Below are 18092 nucleotides of genomic sequence, written 5' to 3'. Positions count from 1 at the left end.
GGGTGACGTGATGACCGGCATACGAGGGACCACGGCCCGGGAAGATCTGGTCACCGTCGTGCTGACGACGGTCCTGGTGGCCGGTGGCATCACGGACGGCTGGGCGCACTCCAACCTGCCGTCCACGCTGGAGACGTTCTTCACGCCGTGGCACGGCCTGATCTACGCCGGTTTCGCCGGGCTCGCCGCCTGGACGTTCTGGCTGGCCTACCGCGTCCGGGCGGAGGCGCCGCGCTGGTGGCGGGACGGCTGGCCCGCGGGCTACCGCGCGGGCGCGCTGGGCGTGCTGGTCTTCGGCGCCGGTGGCCTGGGCGACATGATCTGGCACGAGACGATCGGCATCGAGGTCGGCCTCAACGCCCAGTTCAGCCCGAGCCACCTGCTGCTCGTGATCGGCGCGATCCTGCTGGCCGGCAGCCCGGTGCGCGCCTGGTGGGCCACCGCGGAGCACGGCCTGCGCACGGTCACCGGTGTCGCCGCGCTCGCGCTTGCCACCGCGCTCACCACGATCCTGCTCAGTCACTCCAACGCGTTCCTGTCCGACGCGCCGACCAGGGAGTTCGTGCCGGGCAACGCCGCGTCGAACGGTGGCCTGGACGCGGCCGGCGGCGCGGTCGCGCTGCTCGGAGTGGACGCGTACGTCTTCACCACGCCGATCATCGCGATCCCGTTCCTGCTGGCGCACCGCCGCCGCCCCACGCACGGCGCCGGCGCCGCGATCGTCGCGGCCATGGTCCTGTTCGGGATGCTGATGTTCGAGTTCCCGGCGCCGATGGCGTTCGGCTCGCTCGTCGCGGTGCTCGCCGCGCTGCTCGCCGACGTGATCGTCGTCTGGCTGGACGCGGTACGCGGTCCTCGCGCGCCGCTGCGGCTGCCGATCGCAGGCGCGGTCTACATCGGTCTGGTCTGGACCGGCATGCTGCTCGGCCTGCACCTCGACGCGGGCTTGCGCTGGCCGCTCGAAATGATCACCGGCATCGTGGTGATCACCGCGGCGCTCGGCGCGCTGCTCGGCGGCCTCGCCGCACCCCCGGCGTCACACCGGGCGTCGCAGCCACACCTGATCACGGCGGAGCCGGAAAAGACCAAGGTCAAGAGCTGACGGTCTTTGCCCTGCCCGCTTCCGGCGGGGTCGCGTTCCGGTGCTCCCGCGGGCTTCCGGTGCCGTCGTGGTCGCCGTGGGCGAACCCCGCGGAGATCAACAGCAGGCGGACTGGCACCATGCCCCGCATGTCGAAGATCTCCCTCGTACCGGTCGACTCCGGCAACTGGCGAGCCGTCGCCGGCCTGACCGTGGCCCCGCACCAGCGGGAATGGGTTGCACCGCCCACCTACTACCTCGCGCTCTGCCAGTACGGCGACGCCGGCTGGCGACCGCTCGCGATCAGCGCGGACGGCGAGATCGTCGGCTTCCTGATGTGGACGATCGACCCGGCGGACGACGCGGCCTGGATCGGCGGCGTGATCATCGACGCGGAGCGGCAGGGCACCGGCCTGGGCCGCGCCGCGATCGCCGCGCTGATGGAAAAGGTACTGGCCGGCGAGCCGCAGGTGACCGGCTTCGCGCTCTCCTACGAGCCGGCCAACGAGGCGGCCCGCCGTGCGTACGCCAGCGTGGGCTTCGCCGAGACGGGCGAGACCGAGGACACCGAGGTCGTCGCCCGCCTCAAGCGGTAGCGAACCTGGCGCGTCAGGCGGGGAAGAACGCCGGCCCGTCCGTGGGCAGGGCCGGCGCCTCACCGCGGGCGGTGGCGCGGCGGGCGAACTCGCGCAGCCCTGCCACCTGGCGCTCGCCGAGTGAGAAGTCCAGCGCCCGGAAGTACGTTGCCAGCGTGGCCGCGTCGAACGGTTCCCAGCGCGCCGCCGCCTCCGCCACGTCGTCCAGCTCGGCGAGGCAGAGGTCGCGCGAGCGCAGGAACGCCTCGTGCACGTCCTTGACCCGGCCCGGGTGCTGCGCGGCGAAGTCGCGGCGGGCGGCCCAGACCGCGAAGACCATCGGCAGGCCGGTCCACTCCCGCCAGGCCTGGCCCAGGTCGGTGACGAACAGGCCGCGGCGCGGTGCCTCGTACATGCCGCGCAGCGCCACGTCACCGATCACCACCGCGGCGTCCGCCTCCAGCAGCATCGCGGTCAGGTCAGGCGGGCAGGTGAAGTAATCCGGCTGTACGCCCCAGCGCTCGGCGAGCAGCATGCGGGCGAGCAGCACGCTGGTCCGGGACGCCGAGCCGAGCGCGACCCGGGCGCCGTCCAGCTCCTCCAGCGGCACCTTCGACACGATGTTGACGGAGAGCACCGGCCCGTCGCTGCCGACCGCGATGTCCGGCAGGAGCAGCAGCTGGTCCGCGTGCCGCAGGTACTCCAGCAGCGAGATCGGCCCGATGTCCAGATCGCCCGCGACAAGCGCGTCATTGAGCTTGTCCGGGCTGTCCTTGTGCAGGTCGACGTCGAGGAGCGCGCCGGAACGCATCAGCCCCCAGTAGATCGGGAGGCAGTTCAGGAACTGGATGTGGCCGACCCGGGGCCGCTGTGCGACGCTCACGCCGGACTGTCCTGCAGGCTGCGGTTCCGGCGTGGTCGGCGCTGAGCCGATGATTAGCTCGCTCATGCCGGCCACGTTATCCGCCTCTCGGCACACACCGCCCGGGAAGGTGTTCGAGAACGCATCCCCTCAGGCGCGCAGCTGGCGGCCGATCTTGCGGCAGATCGCGGCGCCGTAGGCGTAGCCCCGGGCGGCCGGGTAGCGGGTCAGCACGCCGATGCTCCAGCCGTCGCCGATCGCGAGGCAGTTCACGTGCCACTCGCCGAGCGCCTCCCGCACCACCCAGCCGTTCTTGATCGCGATGCCGGACCGCACCGCCTCGGGGAACGCCTTGCGGATCCCGAAGTCGCCGACGCCGCGTACCGCCCGCATCTCGCGCAGCAGCCACGGCGTCCAGGTGGGCCCGGCCGCGCGGCCGTCCGCGATGCACCGGCCGAGCAGCACCACGTCGCGGGCCGAGAGCCGGGTGTTGCTCCACATCTGCCGGTACGGTCCGCCGTCGATCAGCTGGCAGACCTGCCGCAGCCGCCGAATGGACTCGGACTGCCCGACCGCGGCCCAGAGCACCTCCGCTGCCTCGTTGTCGCTGTCCCGCAGCATGATCCGCAGTTGACGCATGCGACGGTCGCCGGGGCGCCGGCCGGCCTCGTCCGCGCGCCGCAGGAAGTCCGCGCCGATCCAGGCCTTGATCAGCGACGCGGTGCCGCTGGTCTCGCCGAGGTTGGGCGAGCCGGAGAGCGTGCCGGTGCGGTGGTCGAGCAGCGCCCAGGACCACCACGCGTCACCGGCGACGCGCACCGCGGCCGGGCGCACCGGGAACACCGGCCCGGTCTCCAGCACGCGCGGCGACAGCGGCGGGACGCCGCCCTTCTCCAGGATGCGCGGCGGTGCGGTCGCGGGCGCGTGCCAGATCGGGACCGCCGCCTGGGCGCCGTCGGAGAGCGTCACCACCCGCGCGATGCCGGCCCCGGCCGCGAGCACCGCCAGCACGGTCGCGGGCACGATCATCCGGCTGGCCCGCCGCGATGCGGCCCGTCGCTTCCCCACAGCGGGGGATCTTATCCCATAAAACGGTTAAAACCCCCTAAGCGCCGCATGTGACAGTCTATTGCGTGGTGCCGCAGCCGGTGTAACACTCAGATGATGGACGGCATCGATGAGCTGACCCACGAGGAACGCTTCGACGCCCTGGTCGCGGCCGAGGAAAAGATCGAGCCGACCGACTGGATGCCGGAGGCGTACCGCAAGGGGCTGATCCGCCAGATCGCCCAGCACGCCCACTCCGAGATCATCGGCATGCAGCCGGAGGGCTCCTGGATCACCCGGGCGCCGAGCCTGAAGCGCAAGGCCATCCTGCTGGCCAAGGTGCAGGACGAGGCCGGCCACGGGCTCTATCTCTACGCCGCCGCCGAGACGCTCGGCATCACCCGCGACGAGCTGGTCGACGCGCTGCTGACCAAGCGGCAGAAGTACAGCTCGATCTTCAACTACCCCACGCTGAGCTGGGCCGACATCGGCGCGATCGGCTGGCTCGTGGACGGCGCCGCGATCGTCAACCAGGTGCCGCTCTGCCGCTGCTCCTACGGGCCGTACGCGCGGGCCATGGTGCGCATCTGCAAGGAGGAGTCGTTCCACCAGCGCCAGGGCTACGAGCTGCTGCACACGCTGGCGCACGGCACGGCGGAGCAGCACGCGATGGCGCAGGACGCGCTGGACCGGTGGTGGTACCCGTCGCTGGCGATGTTCGGCCCGCCGGACGCGGACTCCACCCATTCCGCCCGCTCGATCCAGTGGAAGATCAAGCGCTTCTCCAACGACGAGCTGCGCCAGCGGTTCGTGGACATGTGCGTACCCCAGGCGGCCGTGCTCGGCCTGCGCATCCCGGACGACGGCCTGCGCTGGAACCCGGACCGCGACGCCCACGACTTCACGCCGCCCGACTTCGACGAACTGAGCCGGGTGATCAGCGGCAACGGCCCGTGCAACGAGGAGCGGATGGCCCACCGCCGCGCCGCGCACGACGACGGCGCCTGGGTCCGCGAGGCGGCCGTGGCCTACGCACGGAAGCAGGCGGGATGAGCGCGGACTGGCCGCTGTGGGAGGTGTTCGTGCGCCCGCGGCGCGGCCTGTCGCACACGCACGCCGGTAGCCTGCACGCGCCGGACGCCGCGATGGCGCTGCGCAACGCGCGTGACCTCTACACGCGCCGGCAGGAGGGGGTCTCCGTCTGGGTCGTGCCGAGCACCGCGATCGTCGCGTCCGGGGACGCGCTGGACCCGGCGCCGGACAAGCCCTACCGCCACCCCACGTACTACTCGGTCCCGGACGGAGCGCCGCACCTGTGAACGACGTGGCCCGTTACGCATTGGGCCTGGGCGACGACGCGCTGATCGCGGCCCAGCGGCTCGGGGAGCTCTACGCCGGCAGCCCCGAGATGGAGGAGGACGTGGCGCTGGCCAACATCGCGCTCGACCAGCTCGGCGCGGCCCGGCTGCTGCTGTCCTACGCGGCGGAGCTGACCGGCGAGGGCGACGAGGACGCGCTGGCGTTCCTGCGCGGCCCCGACGAGTTCCGCAACCACGTGCTGGTCGAGCTGCCCAACGGCGACTTCGCGGTCACGGTCGCCAAGCTGCTGTTCCTCGCGGCCTGGCAGCGCCCGCTCTACGCCGGCCTGGCGCGGTCGCGCGACGAGCGGCTGGCCGGGATCGCGGCCACGGCTGGGTTGGAGTCCGCGTACCACCTGGATCACGCGGCACAGTGGACGATCCGCCTCGGCGACGGCACCGAGGAGTCGCATCGCCGCATGCAGGACGCGGTCGACGCGCTCTGGCCGTACACCCGGGAACTCTTCGTCCCTGACCCGGTCGCGCGGCGCCTGCCCGGCGTCGCGGGCGACCCGGCCGCCGCGGAGTGGACCGCGATCGTGGAGAGCACGCTGGCCACGGCCACGCTGCGGATCCCGGCCGGCGTCGAGGCCCCACCGGCGCTGGACGGCCGGGCCGGCCGGCACACCGCGCACCTCACCGCGCTGCTGGACGAGATGCAGGCGCTGCACCGCGCACACCCGGGCGCGCGCTGGTGAGCGCGGCCGAGACCGCGGCCGCCGGGGTCGTCGACCCGGAGCTGCCGTTCGTGACCATCGCGGAGCTGGGCATCCTGCGCGCGGTGACGGAGCGGGACGGCCGGGTCACCGTGACGATCACGCCGACCTACACCGGCTGCCCGGCGGTGTCCGTGATCCGGGAGGACGTCCGGAGCGCACTGGCCGGCGTGGGCTTCCCGGACGCGGTGGTCGAGACCCGGCTGAACCCGCCGTGGAGCACCGAGTGGATCACCGAGGCCGGGCGCCGCAAGCTGGCCGAGGCGGGTGTCGCGCCGCCGGGAAGGCGGCCGCTGCTGACCATCTCGGTGCGCTGCCCGCGGTGCGGCTCGCCGGAGACCGAGGAGCTGAGCCGGTTCGGCTCGACCGCGTGCACCTCGCTGTGGCGCTGCCGCGCCTGCGCCGAGCCGTTTCCCCGGGTCAAGGAGCGATGACCATGACCTCGGTGGTACGGGTGGCACGCCGCCGCCCGGTCTGGCACCCGCTGCCGGTGACCCGCGTCGACCGGCTGACCCCGGAGGCCGTGACGATCACGTTCGCGGTCCCGCCGGAGCTGCGCGCGGCGTTCGCGTTCCGGCCCGGCCAGCACCTGACCGTGCGGTACGCGCCGGACGTCCGCCGTTCCTACTCGATCTGCTCCACACCACCGGAGCTGGACCGGGCCGGGACGATCCGGATCGGCGTCAAGGAGGTGCCGGGCGGCGCGTTCAGCAGCACCGGCGTCCGCGGTCTGCGCGCCGGCACCACGCTGGAGGTGCTGCCCCCGCTCGGCACGTTCACCACGAACCTGGACCCGCTGCGCACCCGCCGGTACGGCGCGATCGTGGCCGGCTCCGGCATCACCCCGGTGCTGAGCCTGATCGCCACCGCGCTCGCCACCGAGCCGCACAGCACGTTCACGCTGCTCTACGGCAACCGCGCGGCCGCGAGCGTGATGTTCGCCGACGAGCTGGGCGCGCTGAAGGACCGCTACCCGTCCCGCCTGCAGGTCCTGCACGTGCTGTCCCGCGAGCCGGGCCTGTCACCCGCGCTCTCCGGCCGCCTCGACCGGGACCGCCTGACGCTGTTGCTGGACACCGCGGTTCCGGCCGGTGTCGGCGAATGGTTCCTCTGCGGCCCGGCCGCGCTGGTGGAGACGGCCGAGGAGCTGCTGCGCTCCCGCGGCGTGCCGGCCGTGCACACCGAGTTGTTCTACGCCGGCCCGGTCGCGGTCCCGGCGCCGCCGGCCGGCAACGCGGACGACGTCACGCTGACCGTGCGGCTGGACGGCCGCGAGTCGCGCACCACCATGCCGCGCGACGGCCGGGTGCTGGACGCGGCGCTGGCCGTCCGCGCCGAGCTGCCCTACGCCTGCAAGGGCGGTGTCTGCGCGACCTGCCGGGCCCGGGTGACCGCCGGCGAGGTGGCGATGGCCCGCAACTACGCGCTGGAGCCGGACGACGTCGCGGCCGGCTACGTCCTCACCTGCCAGGCCGTCCCGCTCACGGCCGAGGTGGCGGTGGACTACGACGCCTAACGGATGGCGTCCAGCTTCACCAGGTCGTCCGCGGTCAGGCGCCAGGCACCGGCGGCCGCGTTCGCGCGGACCTGTTCCGGGCTGGTCGCGCCCGCGATCACGCTGGAGACGCCGCGCCGGGACGTCAGCCCGGCGATCGCCACGTCCAGCAGCGTCCGGCCGCGCACCTGGGCGAAACTCTCGATCGTCTCGATGACGTCCCACGGCGCGGATTCGAGCAGCGCCGCGTACCGTTCGTCGGAGAGCCGGCCGCCGGACGGTGGCGGTGTGTCCCGCCGGTACTTGCCGCTGAGCAGGCCGCTGTCCAGGGGGAAGAACGGCAGCAAGCCCAGCCCGAAGTGCTGGCAGGCCGGCAGCAGCTCCGCCTCCGGGTCGCGGTGCAGCAGGCTGTAGCGGTTCTGCGCGCTGATGAACGGCGTCCGGTGCGCGGTGCGCGCGGTCCAGGCCGCGTCCGCGATCTCCCACGCCGAGAAGTTCGAGCAGCCGAGGTAGCGCACCTTGCCGGCTCGGACCAGGTCGTCCAGCGCGGCCAGCGTCTCCTCTATCGGCGTCGCCGGGTCGGGACGGTGCAGCTGGTAGAGGTCGATGTAGTCGGTGTCCAGCCGGCGCAGCGACGCCTCGACCGCGCGCGTGACGTATCTGCGGGACGCGCGGGCGCCGAAATCCTGCCCGTTGCTGCCGGCCATGTCCATGCCGAACTTGGTGGCGATCACGACGTCGTCCCGGCGGCCCTTGAGCGCGGCGCCGAGCAGCTGCTCGGACATGCCGCGGGGCTCGCCGTACACGTCCGCGGTGTCGAAGAAGTTGATGCCGGCGTCGAGCGCGGCGTCGACCACGGCGCGGCTGCCGTCCGCGTCCAGCCGCCGCCCGAAACTGCTGCACCCGAGGCCGATCGCGGAGACGGTCAGCCCTGAATCGCCAAGCCGCCGATAACTCATCTCGTCCCGCCCCATTCGCGCAGCTTAAGTCCCCGATTCGGATAGCCCTTCGTGGCCGTCAAGCGAACGGTAGGCCGCGCGCAGCAGATCCACCAACGGAATATGACGGACCCGCACGTCAGGCGGGTCCAGCGCACGAAGCAGCAGGTCAGGCGGGGCCGTGACGCGGTTCACGCCGTGCTCGCGGAGCTTGGCCGGGGACGCGCCGGGCGCGTAGAAGCCGGCCAGCGCGTCGGCCAGTGGCACGTGCTCGACGGCCAGCGGATCCACGACGGCCGGGACCGTGCCCAGCGAACCCAGAAGCTCCTCCCGGGTACGGCCACGCCACGCCAGGACCAGGAACGGGTCGTCGTCGAACGCCTCGGCCAGCAGGTAGAGCGCGGCGGACAGGTGCTTGCACGGGAAACCCCAGTCCGGGCAGCTGCACTCCATGTCCAGCTCGGCCGGGAACAGCGGCGCGCCGAGCGCGTCGAACACCCCGACGATCTCCGTGGGCATCTCACCGGCCAGCAGCTTCGCGCGATAGAGCGCCTGCGACGCCAGCGACTCCTCGATCGCGTCCCACCGCTCCGCGCCGTACCGTTCGATGTCGATGGTGACCTGATAGGGGTCCGGCCGCGAGCCCTGGACGAGCGCGGTGACCGTGCCCGGCGCCACGGACAGGCTGATCACCTGGCCCTTGCGGGCGTAGGCGCGACCGCGCGCGAGCCGCCCGGCGTCGCAGATGCCCTCCAGGATCTCGATGAAGTGCCGCGACCACCACTGCTCGCCGATCTTCCCGCGCTGCGACCGCGCCCTTATCCCGCCGTCCACCGCGATCGGCTTGCCGGCCTCGAAGAACCCGTCCCGGCCGACCGGCATCAGGCCACCGCCGACGGGTCGAGCGCGAACAGGTCGCGCAGCGCGTCCGTGGACAGGTCGGTGATCCAGTCCTCGCCGGTGCCGACCACGGCCTCGGCCAGCGCCTTCTTCCGCTCGATCATCTCGTCGATCCGCTCCTCCAGCGTGCCGGTGCAGATGAATTTGCGGACCTGCACGTTCTTGCGTTGCCCGATCCGGTACGCCCGGTCCGTGGCCTGGTCCTCGACCGCCGGGTTCCACCACCGGTCGACGTGGATCACGTGGTTCGCCGCGGTCAGGTTGAGCCCGGTACCGGCCGCCTTCAGCGACAGCAGGAAGATCGTCGGCTCGTCCCCGGTCTGGAACCGCTCGACCAGTTCGTCCCGCCGCGCTTTGGCCAGCCCGCCGTGCAGCCAGAGCACCGGCCGGTCCAGCCGCGCCTGAAGATAGGGCTGGAGCAGCGCGCCGAACTCCGCGTACTGCGTGAAGACCAGACCCTTCTCGCCGTCCGCGACGATCTCCGCGCACAGCGACTCCAGCCGGTCCAGCTTGCCGGACCGGCCGGGCAGCGCGGAGCCGTCCTTGAGCAGGTGCGCCGGGTGATTGCAGACCTGCTTGAGCCGGGTCATCGCGGCCAGCACGTTGCCGCGCCGCTCGATGCCGGTGGTGGCCGAGATCGTCGCCATCATCTCCTCGACCACCGCGGCGTACAGCGTGGCCTGCTCCGGCGTGAGCGTGCACCACACCTTGACCTCCAGCTTCTCCGGCAGGTCGGAGATGATGGACTTGTCGGTCTTGAGACGCCGGAGGATGAACGGGCCGGTCGCGCGCTTGAGCGCGGCGGACGCGTACTCGTCCTGTCGCGCCTCGATCGGCTCCTGGTAGCGGGACCGGAAGTGCTTGACCGTGCCGAGCAGGCCCGGGTTGCAGAACTCAAGCAGCGCCCACAGCTCGGCCAGGTGGTTCTCCACCGGCGTGCCGGAGAGCGCGAGCCGGGTACGGGCCGGGATCGCGCGCGCGGCCTGCGCCTGCCGGGTGCCGCTGTTCTTCAGCGCCTGCGCCTCGTCACAGACCACACGTTCCCATTCGGTCTGTTGCAACACCGCCAGATCACGCAGCGCGGTGCCGTACGTCGTGATCACCAGGTCGTGCTTGTCCAGCGCGGACGGGTCGCGGCCGGTGCCGTGGTGGACGTAGACGGACAGGCCGGGCGCGAAGCGCTCCGCCTCCTTGCGCCAGTTCGACACCAACGACATCGGGCAGATCAGCAGCGTCGGCCGGTCCGACTGCTCCGCGACCAGCAGCGACAGCGTCTGCGCGGTCTTGCCGAGCCCCATGTCGTCGGCCAGGATCCCGCCCAGCCCCAGTTTCGACAGGAACGACAACCAGGACAGACCCCGCTCCTGGTACGGCCGGAGTGTGCCCACGAAGCCCTCCGGCGTGGCGATCGGGGTCAGCCGCTCCGCGGCCTCGCCGGAGAGCAGGTCGCCGAGCGGGCCGTCCGCGTCCACGTCCACCAGCGGCAGCTCCGGCTCGCCGCCGTCGACCACCCGCGCCAGCACGTCCGCCGCGGTCAGCTCGCCCGCACGCCGCCGGCCGACCGCCTTGAGCGCCGCCTTGAGCTGCCGGTCGTCCAGTTCCACCCATCGGCCGCGCACCCGGATCAGCGGCACCTTGGCCAGCGCCAGCTGTTCCAGCTCCGCCGGGTCGATCGTCTCGTCGCCGACCATCAGGTCCAGCCGGTAGTCGACCAGCTCGGACATGCCGAAACCCTGTGCCGCGACCGCCTTCGGGCCGGACTTCGACTTGCTCCTGGCGGTCAGCTTCAGGCCGAGCCCGCGCTTGCCGGCCCACGACGGCAGCTGCACGCCGTAGCCGGCGGCCTGCAACAGCGGCGCGGCCGTGCTGAGGAAGTCGAACGCACCGGCCGTGTCCAGCTCCATGCCGTCCGGACGGGCCTTGCGCAACGACTCGTAGAGCGCCGGGAACAGCCGGACCGCACGGCCCAGGCCGGCCAGCAGCGTCTCGTCCGCGCGCGGCCACTCCGCACCGCCGTCGAAGATGTCCGCCGCGGCCACGTAGTGCGCCGGATCGTCCGTCGACTGCAGCGCGAACTCCAGCCACCACTCGTCCGTGCCCTGCACCGGCTCGTCCAGCCGGAAACTCACCCGGGCCGGGCCGTTCGCCGCCTGCGCCGCGTCGTACCACGCGGTCAACGCCGTGCCGAGCGCGTCGGCGTCGGCCTGCTTCGCGCCCGGCAGTGCGGCGTCGTCGCCGGTCAGCGCCACCATCCAGCGGTCGGCCAGCGGCGCGCGGCTTCCCGGCCGATGCCCGAGCAGCAGCCGCTCCGGGAAAGCCTCCCGCGCGGCCGCGTCGACCAACAGATCAAGGGCCTGCCGCAGTACGACGTCGGCCCGCGCCTCGCCGTCACCGAACGCGCGGCACACCGGCGGCATGGCCTGCGCGTAGGAGCGGAACGCCGCCGCGTCCGAACCGGTGAGCACCGCCCGCCAGCGCGCCTCGCCGTGCACCAGCTGCGGCAGCATCCGCCCGCGCCGGACCAGGTCACGGGCCAGTTCCGCCACCGCGCCGAGGTAGTGCAGCGTCTCCGCCGGTGCCCAGGTGCCGTCCGTCTCCGTGCCCAGGAACGCCAGTGCCGGTGCGGCCCGGACCAGCAGGATCGGCACGGTCCAGACGGTGAGCGCGGGCGTGCGCACCACGGCGTCGATGCCGCTCTCCGGCGACGGCACCGGCCACCGGGCCGAGCCGGGCAGGTGGATGCGGGCCGTGCCGGGTTCGCCGTCGACCGGGAGCGCACCGGCCAGGCCGTCCGCGGTCGCGGCGAACGGGTGCGGACGGGCCCGTGCGCGGGACGTGCCGGCCGGGGCCCGTTCGGTGTCCTCGGCCCAGAGCGCGAGGCGGCCGTCGTGCCAGCCACCGTGCACCACCAGCATGCGCTTTATCTCCCTCGCGTGGACCGTCCGACGATACCGGCATCGTGACCTGCGACGCGGCAGGCCGTGACCCGATGGACGTACGCTCGTGGGGTGACGGTGAACAGGGAGATCGACGACATCCTGCAGCGTGGCGCGGACGGCGGGCGGATCACGCCCGAGGAGGCGCTGCTCATCTACACCGACGCTCCGCTGCACGCGCTGGGCGAGGCCGCGGACGCGGTGCGCCGGCGGCGCTATCCGGACGGGATCGTCACGTACCTGATCGACCGCAACATCAACTACACCAACGTGTGCGTGACCGCGTGCAAGTTCTGCGCGTTCTTCCGCGCGCCGAAGCACAAGGAGGGCTGGTCGCACCCGATGGAGGAGATCCTCCGCCGGTGCGGCGAGGCCGTCGACCTGGGCGCCACCCAGGTGATGCTGCAGGGCGGTCACCACCCGGACTACGGCACCGACTACTACGAGAACCTGTTCTCCTCGGTCAAGGCGGCGTACCCGCAGCTGGTGATCCACTCGATCGGCCCGTCCGAGATCCTGCACATGGCGAAGGTCGACGGCATCTCGATCGAGGACGCGATCCTCCGGATCAAGGCGGCCGGGCTGGACTCGATCGCCGGTGCCGGTGCGGAGATGCTGCCGGAGCGGCCGCGCAAGGCGATCGCGCCGCTCAAGGAGTCCGGCGCGCGCTGGCTTGAGGTCATGGAGACCGCGCACCGGCACGGCATCGAGTCGACCGCGACCATGATGATGGGCACCGGCGAGACGCACGCGGAGCGGGTGGAGCACATCGCCATGATCCGGGACGTGCAGGACCGCACCGGCGGTTTCCGGGCGTTCATCCCGTGGACCTACCAGCCGGAGAACAACCACCTCAAGGGCCGCACACAGGCCACCACGCTGGAGTACCTCCGGTTCATCGCGATGTCCCGGATCTTCTTCCACAACGTGGACCATCTGCAGGCGTCCTGGCTGACCACCGGCAAGGAGGTCGGTCAGCTGTCGCTGCACATGGGCGTGGACGATCTCGGTTCGATCATGCTGGAGGAGAACGTCATCTCCTCCGCCGGTGCCCGGCACCGGTCGAACCTGCACGACCTGATCTGGATGATCCGGTCCGCCGGCCGCATCCCGGCGCAGCGCGACACGCTCTACCGCCACCTGGCCGTGCACCGGACGCCGGCGGACGACCCGACGGACGACCGGGTCGTCTCGCACTTCTCGTCGATCGCGCTGCCCGGCGGCGGCGCCGGCCGGTCGCTGCCACTCGTCGAGGCGCACTGAGCGTATTCAATCCGCAGCGCGGTTCCCCCATTCGGGGACCGCGCTGTTTTCTTTTGCTCGCCGAATGTAGTTGCGGTGCGGACTTTCTCGTTCGTGAATGCTTTGAGTAATCATCCGACTGCTGAGAGCGTTCGTCTTCATCGGTGGAGAGGCTCTTTCGTTCCCCCGTTCGGCCGATTTTTCTGCTGCCGTTCGGAGAATCTTAGGGAAATACAGGTGATCCAAAGGTCCACTTAAGCCCGTTTTAAGATCACCCAAATCTGGACATTTACGGAACTGCGTGGTATAGCGCACGGCGCGGTGTCCGATTTGTGCAGTAGACGAATTGATATGTCTTCGTTAACGTCCCTCCGTCCCGACCGTCCTCGTACCCGAGGAGTCAAACAATGGCGTTCCGCACGCGGAACTTCGCCCGTCTCTGTGCCGCCACTGCGCTGGCTGCGGGCGCTACCGGGTTCTTCGCGGCCCCGGCCCTTGCCGCCCCGAGCGGCACCGATTTCAGCATCGTCACCGAGGACATCACCGGGCCGGACGGCGCTCCGCTCGCCCCGGGCGCGTCCTCCGAGGTGATCACCACGATCACCAACGTCGGTGACGAGGTCATCACGGGCTTCAAGCTCTCGGTGACGCTGCCGGAGAGCGTGTCCTTCAAGAACCAGGTCGCGGCCGAGTTCTGCTCCTACGAGGGTCAGACGGTCACCTGCACCTTCGACGACGGCTGGGCGCTCGTCCCGGCGGGCGAGGAGGACCCGGAGAACGACATCTACTCGGCGTGGGAGGTGCCCTTCGAGGTCACCATCGCGGCCGACGCCAAGGGCCCGGTGCTCGACGGCGGTAAGTCCTCCGGTGAGATCTCCTACTACGCGGACCTCGAGACCGGTGTCGAGAAGGACGCCGACACGGGCGCGGTCACCGGCACCCAGTTCCAGCCGGCCGCGTTCTCCGCGTCCGGTGCCGGCACCTTCACCACGGTCTCCTACAAGACGGCCGCGAACGCCAAGACGCCCGGTCGCCACGGCGACAAGGGCAAGGACCGCTTCAAGCAGAACGACAAGTGGGCCGGCGGCCACAACTGTGGTCACCCGCCGAAGCCCCCGAAGCCGACCCCGCCGGCCACCACGCCGCCGGCGACGACTCCGCCGGTGACCACGCCTCCGGCCACGACGCCTCCGGCCACGACGCCTCCGGCCACGACGCCGCCGGCGACGACCCCGCCCGCGACCACGCCTCCGGCCACCACGCCGCCGGCGACGACCCCGCCGGCCACCACCCCGCCGGCAACCACGCCTCCGGCCTCCCCGTCGCCGCAGCTGCCGACGACGATCCAGCACGAGGACGCGTTCGTGGCGCTGGTCAGCGTGCCGGGCGGCAACGGTGGCGGCGAGCCCGGCCTGCCGGTCACCGGCCCGCAGACCGCCATCATCGGTGGCGTGGGTGCCGCCGTGCTCGTCGGTGGCGCCGTGGTCTTCATGATGGCGCGCCGTCGTAAGGTCGTGACGATTACTCCGGGCGACGGCAACTCCGCGCTCTGAGGTCGTGACAAGGTGGCTTTGAGTCACCGCTGAGGCAACAGAAAGACAACGCCGCGGGCCCTCGGGTTCGCGGCGTTTGTCGCTTTCCGGTCATCGGCCGACGACGTAGTGTCGCAAGTGGGCGGATTGCACCGCTACCTGCGGTATCACCGCCGGGAAATGTCGCATGAGCGTCATGATTTCGGGGTCCCGCCGAGTCCGCATCGTTACCGGAGGCCCCGAAGATAATGCTCTGACCCGCCAATGAGGCGTTGATATAGAGATTGAACGCCGCAGACCACGCGCGAGCCTGGTCTGCGGCTTTTTCGTGCCCTCTGGCAGAGTGGGACCCGTGAGCCGCGCAGACTTGGACAAGCAGCCCCACGAGGTCGCCTCGATGTTCGACGGCGTGGCGCGTAACTACGACGTGACCAACACGGTGCTCTCGTTCGGGCAGGACCGTGGCTGGCGCCGCGCCACGCGGGACGCGCTGCAACTCAAGCTGGGTCAGCGAGTGCTCGACGTGGGCGCCGGCACCGGCGTCTCCACGCTGGAGCTGGGCCGGTCCGGCGCGTTCGCGGTCGGCCTGGATCTCTCGCTCGGCATGCTGCGTGCCGGCCGCCGGGTACGCCCGGACGTGCCGCTGCTGGCCGGCGACGCACTGGCGCTGCCGTTCGCGGACGAGACGTTCGACGCGGCCACCATCTCGTTCGCGCTGCGCAACGTGGTCGACGTGGACCGCGCGCTGGCCGAGCTGGCCCGCGTGGTGCGCCCCGGCGGCCGCCTGGTGGTCTGCGAGTTCAGCCACCCGGTCAACGGCCCGTTCCGGAGCGTCTACATGCAGTACCTGATGCGCTCCCTGCCGACGGTGGCCCGCGCTGTCTCCAGCAACCCGGAGGCGTACGTCTACCTCGCCGAGTCGATCCGCGCCTGGCCGGACCAGGCCGCGCTCGCCGACCGGATCGGCCGGGCCGGCTGGTCGAGGGTGGCCTGGCGCAACCTCACCGGCGGCGTCGTCGCGCTGCACCGTGCCGTCAAGCCCTGAGCGGGCGGATGCTGCCGCTCCCGGCGCGGTACCGCCCGCCCGGCGCCGGTTCCGCCCCCGCATCCCGCGTGGCCTCGGCGAGCGGGAGAACATGACGCCCGCGTCGCTGTTCCCGCTGCCGTACCCGCCGATCTGATCCCATCCGCCTCGCTCCCGAAGCGGCCCCACGACACAGGGAGGACGTCGGGACTGGATATTTCCGGACATAGTCTCCTCCGCGGTCGGCCGAATCGCTGGCCTGTGTGCGTTCGCGTGCTCAACGCGGTCGAAGGCGGGATTCCATGGCGTCAGCGAAATGTGGATGCGTCGCGGGCCGGCTTCCGAGCACGCCTCTGGTCGCGCTGGTATCGCCGCGGGCAAGCCCGGATCCCAGCGGCGATGTGCCGCGGGGTCGAATGCCGGTGTGGCCGGGTCCTGCGGGCTCGGATGCCGGTGTGGCCGGGTCCTGCGGGCTCGGATGCCGGTGTGGCCGGATCCTGCGGGCTCGGCGCCGGTGTGGCCGAATTCGGCGGCGGTGCGGCGGGGACGGGATGTCGCCATGGCCGAGCCTGGCAGGCGGCGGGTGGCCGCGGATCGGACGCCCGGCGTGGCGATCAGCGGCCTGGCGCGCTCGTCTTCGCGGGCGGTGGTTGCCGCGTTCGGACATCGGCCCTGCCGAGCCCGGTCGGTGGTGACTCGCCCCGGTCGGGGCGGCACGAGGGCGGGACGCCGGGCGCGGCGGGTCGGTTGTCGGCCGTACCGCTCGACGATCTTGAAGTTGGTCTGTCGGATGGATGGCGGAATATTCGCGGGAAGAGCCGGAGAGTGGCCGAGGCCTCGCTAATTGGTCTAAACCGGACGCACTGCGGCCGGATTGGCCGATTTTGTCACCCGTAAGGGTGATCTATCTAAATCTCTTTAACGGGTTGGAAACAATAAGGGTGGCCTAAGCCACACAAAGATCAGCCGTAGGCATACACTGCCCTCGCACATGCTTGTGAAGTCTTTCACTAGCACATGCGAGGAGGTATGGCCGTGACCCAGGTTGTGGCCGAACAGGCCGACGTGATCGTCGTGGGCGCGGGCCCGGGTGGCTCCGCGACCTCATATCACCTTGCCCAGCACGGTGTTCGGGTTCTACTGCTCGAGAAGACCGAGTTCCCTCGGGAGAAGGTCTGCGGCGACGGGCTCACGCCGCGCGCGACCAAGCAGCTGATCAAGATGGGCGTCGACACCTCCGAAGAGGCCGGCTGGCTGCGCAACAAGGGCCTGCGGGTGATCGGCGGCGGCGTCCGCCTGGAGCTGGACTGGCCGGAGCTGGCCAGCTTTCCGAACTACGGTCTGACCCGCACCCGGCTCGACTTCGACCAGATGCTCGCCAAGCGCGCGGCCGAGGCCGGTGCCATCGTGCGGACCAGCACGAACGTGACCGGGCCGGTGTTCGCCGAGGACGGCCGGATCATCGGCGTGACGGCCGAGTCCGGGCCTGGCAAGGAGCCGGTCGAGTTCCGCGCGCCGCTGGTGGTCGCGGCGGACGGTGTCTCCGGCCGATTCCCGCTCGCGCTGAACATCCGCAAGCGCGACGACCGGCCGATGGGTGTCGCGGTCCGGCGCTACTACAACTCGCCGGTCAAGCACGACGACGACTACCTGGAGTCCTGGCTGGAGCTTCGTTCCCGGGAAAATCCGGACAAGCTGCTGCCCGGGTACGGATGGATCTTCGGCATGGGTGACGGCCGGGTCAACGTGGGCCTCGGCGTGCTCAACTCCTCCACCGGCTACGGCAAGACCAACTACCGGCACATGCTGCTGGACTGGCTGGCCACCACGCCGGCCGAGTGGGGCACCGCGGACGAGGAGAACGCGGACGGCCCGATCCTCGGCGCAGCGCTGCCGATGGGCTTCAACCGCACGCCGCACTACTCCCGCGGCATGCTGCTGGTCGGTGATTCGGGCGGCATGGTGAACCCGTTCAACGGCGAGGGCATCGCGTACGCGATGGAGTCCGGCGAGCTGGCCGCGGAGATCATCACGCAGGCGCTGGCGCGCGCGGAGGGCGCCGAGCGGGAGCGCGCGCTGCACGCCTACCCGGCGGAGCTGAAGCTGCGCTACGGCGGCTACTACCGGCTCGGCGGCGTCTTCGTGAAGCTGATCGGCCGGCCCGAGATCATGAAGATGGCGACCCGGTACGGCATGCCCCAGCCGCTGCTCATGCGGTTCGTGCTGAAGCTGCTGGCCAACCTGACCGATCCGCGCGGCGGCGACGCCATGGACAGGGTCATCAATGCGATGACGCGGGTCGCCCCGGCCGTTTGACCACCCCCGGTAGCAAGCCGATTTCAGAGCGCTAATAGTGTCACTGTCACAGAGATCACATAGGTAACAA

Annotated in this window: 17 protein-coding genes; 12 read left to right on the top strand and 5 right to left on the bottom strand. The window is 71.3% G+C overall.

Annotated elements, in window-relative coordinates; all coding sequences use genetic code 11:
* Positions 1–10 precede the first annotated feature (10 nt).
* On the top strand, positions 11–1102 hold the full coding sequence (locus J2S42_RS20405; RefSeq protein ID WP_307241458.1) for a hypothetical protein: 1092 nt from the start codon (positions 11–13) through the stop codon (positions 1100–1102).
* Between the two features lie 128 nt (positions 1103–1230).
* Positions 1231–1677: a GNAT family N-acetyltransferase gene (locus J2S42_RS20400; protein ID WP_307241456.1), complete on the top strand. Its 447-nt coding sequence runs from the start codon at positions 1231–1233 to the stop codon at positions 1675–1677.
* 13 nt (positions 1678–1690) lie between these two features.
* On the opposite strand, the gene J2S42_RS20395 is transcribed toward J2S42_RS20400, so the two are convergent.
* Both J2S42_RS20395 and J2S42_RS20390 read right to left on the bottom strand, forming a co-directional pair.
* On the bottom strand, positions 1691–2605 hold the full coding sequence (locus J2S42_RS20395; RefSeq protein ID WP_307241454.1) for a menaquinone biosynthetic enzyme MqnA/MqnD family protein: 915 nt from the start codon (positions 2603–2605) through the stop codon (positions 1691–1693).
* A gap of 63 nt (positions 2606–2668) precedes the next feature.
* The gene (locus tag J2S42_RS20390; protein WP_307241452.1) at positions 2669–3586 is read right to left on the bottom strand and encodes a hypothetical protein; all 918 of its coding nucleotides are present in this window, start codon (positions 3584–3586) and stop codon (positions 2669–2671) included.
* A 96-nt stretch (positions 3587–3682) separates the two neighbouring features.
* Between J2S42_RS20390 and paaA the strand changes: the two genes are divergently transcribed.
* Genes paaA through J2S42_RS20365 form a run of 5 tightly spaced genes read left to right on the top strand, consistent with a single transcriptional unit; the run spans position 3683 to position 7155 of the window.
* Positions 3683–4618, top strand: coding sequence for a 1,2-phenylacetyl-CoA epoxidase subunit PaaA (paaA, locus tag J2S42_RS20385; protein WP_307241450.1), 936 nt, complete (start codon positions 3683–3685; stop codon positions 4616–4618).
* Entirely contained in the window at positions 4615–4884 is a 270-nt protein-coding gene (paaB, locus tag J2S42_RS20380; RefSeq protein ID WP_307241448.1) for a 1,2-phenylacetyl-CoA epoxidase subunit PaaB, read from the top strand. Before paaA ends, paaB begins: the two co-directional genes overlap by 4 nt.
* Positions 4881–5621 carry a 1,2-phenylacetyl-CoA epoxidase subunit PaaC gene (paaC, locus tag J2S42_RS20375; protein ID WP_307241446.1) on the top strand — a complete coding sequence of 247 codons (741 nt, stop codon included), beginning with the start codon at positions 4881–4883 and terminating at the stop codon, positions 5619–5621. Before paaB ends, paaC begins: the two co-directional genes overlap by 4 nt.
* A complete protein-coding gene (gene paaD / locus J2S42_RS20370) occupies positions 5618–6073 on the top strand; it encodes a 1,2-phenylacetyl-CoA epoxidase subunit PaaD (protein ID WP_307241444.1) in 456 nt (151 codons plus the stop codon). The genes paaC and paaD overlap by 4 nt, the downstream gene beginning before the upstream one ends.
* Positions 6070–7155 carry a 2Fe-2S iron-sulfur cluster-binding protein gene (locus J2S42_RS20365; protein ID WP_307241442.1) on the top strand — a complete coding sequence of 362 codons (1086 nt, stop codon included), beginning with the start codon at positions 6070–6072 and terminating at the stop codon, positions 7153–7155. Before paaD ends, J2S42_RS20365 begins: the two co-directional genes overlap by 4 nt.
* On the opposite strand, the gene J2S42_RS20360 is transcribed toward J2S42_RS20365, so the two are convergent.
* The 3 genes from J2S42_RS20360 to J2S42_RS20350 are packed head-to-tail and all read right to left on the bottom strand — an operon-like array spanning position 7152 to position 11887.
* A complete protein-coding gene (locus J2S42_RS20360) occupies positions 7152–8093 on the bottom strand; it encodes an aldo/keto reductase (protein WP_307248888.1) in 942 nt (313 codons plus the stop codon). The genes J2S42_RS20365 and J2S42_RS20360 overlap by 4 nt on opposite strands.
* 24 nt (positions 8094–8117) lie before the next feature.
* Complete coding sequence (locus tag J2S42_RS20355; RefSeq protein ID WP_307241440.1) at positions 8118–8954, bottom strand: SWIM zinc finger family protein; 837 nt, start codon at positions 8952–8954, stop codon at positions 8118–8120.
* The gene (locus tag J2S42_RS20350; RefSeq protein WP_307241438.1) at positions 8954–11887 is read right to left on the bottom strand and encodes a DEAD/DEAH box helicase; all 2934 of its coding nucleotides are present in this window, start codon (positions 11885–11887) and stop codon (positions 8954–8956) included. Before J2S42_RS20350 ends, J2S42_RS20355 begins: the two co-directional genes overlap by 1 nt.
* Before the next feature lie 93 nt (positions 11888–11980).
* On the opposite strand from J2S42_RS20350, the gene mqnC reads away from it, so the two are divergent.
* From mqnC to J2S42_RS20325, 5 genes are all read left to right on the top strand, one after another.
* Complete coding sequence (mqnC, locus tag J2S42_RS20345) at positions 11981–13171, top strand: cyclic dehypoxanthinyl futalosine synthase (protein ID WP_307241436.1); 1191 nt, start codon at positions 11981–11983, stop codon at positions 13169–13171.
* Positions 13172–13557: 386 nt separating this feature from the next.
* A complete protein-coding gene (locus tag J2S42_RS20340) occupies positions 13558–14703 on the top strand; it encodes a hypothetical protein (protein WP_307241435.1) in 1146 nt (381 codons plus the stop codon).
* 376 nt (positions 14704–15079) lie between these two features.
* Positions 15080–15727 carry a demethylmenaquinone methyltransferase gene (locus J2S42_RS20335; protein ID WP_307248886.1) on the top strand — a complete coding sequence of 216 codons (648 nt, stop codon included), beginning with the start codon at positions 15080–15082 and terminating at the stop codon, positions 15725–15727.
* Complete coding sequence (locus tag J2S42_RS20330; protein WP_307241433.1) at positions 15711–15863, top strand: hypothetical protein; 153 nt, start codon at positions 15711–15713, stop codon at positions 15861–15863. The genes J2S42_RS20335 and J2S42_RS20330 overlap by 17 nt, the downstream gene beginning before the upstream one ends.
* 878 nt (positions 15864–16741) lie before the next feature.
* A complete protein-coding gene (locus J2S42_RS20325) occupies positions 16742–18022 on the top strand; it encodes a geranylgeranyl reductase family protein (protein WP_307241431.1) in 1281 nt (426 codons plus the stop codon).
* Positions 18023–18092 lie beyond the last annotated feature (70 nt).

This window comes from Catenuloplanes indicus (assembly GCF_030813715.1).
Taxonomy (GTDB): Bacteria; Actinomycetota; Actinomycetes; order Mycobacteriales; family Micromonosporaceae; genus Catenuloplanes; species Catenuloplanes indicus.
This window is presented reverse-complemented; position numbering and strand designations above follow the sequence as displayed.

Excerpts from the sequence above, each read along its gene's own strand:
- J2S42_RS20340 (WP_307241435.1), top strand. The coding sequence starts at position 13,558 with ATGGCGTTCCGCACGCGGAACTTCGCCCGTCTCTGTGCCGCCACTGCG.
- paaA (WP_307241450.1), top strand. The coding sequence starts at position 3,683 with ATGGACGGCATCGATGAGCTGACCCACGAGGAACGCTTCGACGCCCTG.
- J2S42_RS20405 (WP_307241458.1), top strand. The coding sequence starts at position 11 with ATGACCGGCATACGAGGGACCACGGCCCGGGAAGATCTGGTCACCGTC.
- J2S42_RS20335 (WP_307248886.1), top strand. The coding sequence starts at position 15,080 with ATGTTCGACGGCGTGGCGCGTAACTACGACGTGACCAACACGGTGCTC.
- J2S42_RS20350 (WP_307241438.1), bottom strand. The coding sequence starts at position 11,887 with ATGCTGGTGGTGCACGGTGGCTGGCACGACGGCCGCCTCGCGCTCTGG.
- J2S42_RS20360 (WP_307248888.1), bottom strand. The coding sequence starts at position 8,093 with ATGAGTTATCGGCGGCTTGGCGATTCAGGGCTGACCGTCTCCGCGATC.
- paaB (WP_307241448.1), top strand. The coding sequence starts at position 4,615 with ATGAGCGCGGACTGGCCGCTGTGGGAGGTGTTCGTGCGCCCGCGGCGC.
- J2S42_RS20365 (WP_307241442.1), top strand. The coding sequence starts at position 6,070 with ATGACCATGACCTCGGTGGTACGGGTGGCACGCCGCCGCCCGGTCTGG.
- J2S42_RS20395 (WP_307241454.1), bottom strand. The coding sequence starts at position 2,605 with ATGAGCGAGCTAATCATCGGCTCAGCGCCGACCACGCCGGAACCGCAG.
- J2S42_RS20400 (WP_307241456.1), top strand. The coding sequence starts at position 1,231 with ATGTCGAAGATCTCCCTCGTACCGGTCGACTCCGGCAACTGGCGAGCC.
- J2S42_RS20355 (WP_307241440.1), bottom strand. The coding sequence starts at position 8,954 with ATGCCGGTCGGCCGGGACGGGTTCTTCGAGGCCGGCAAGCCGATCGCG.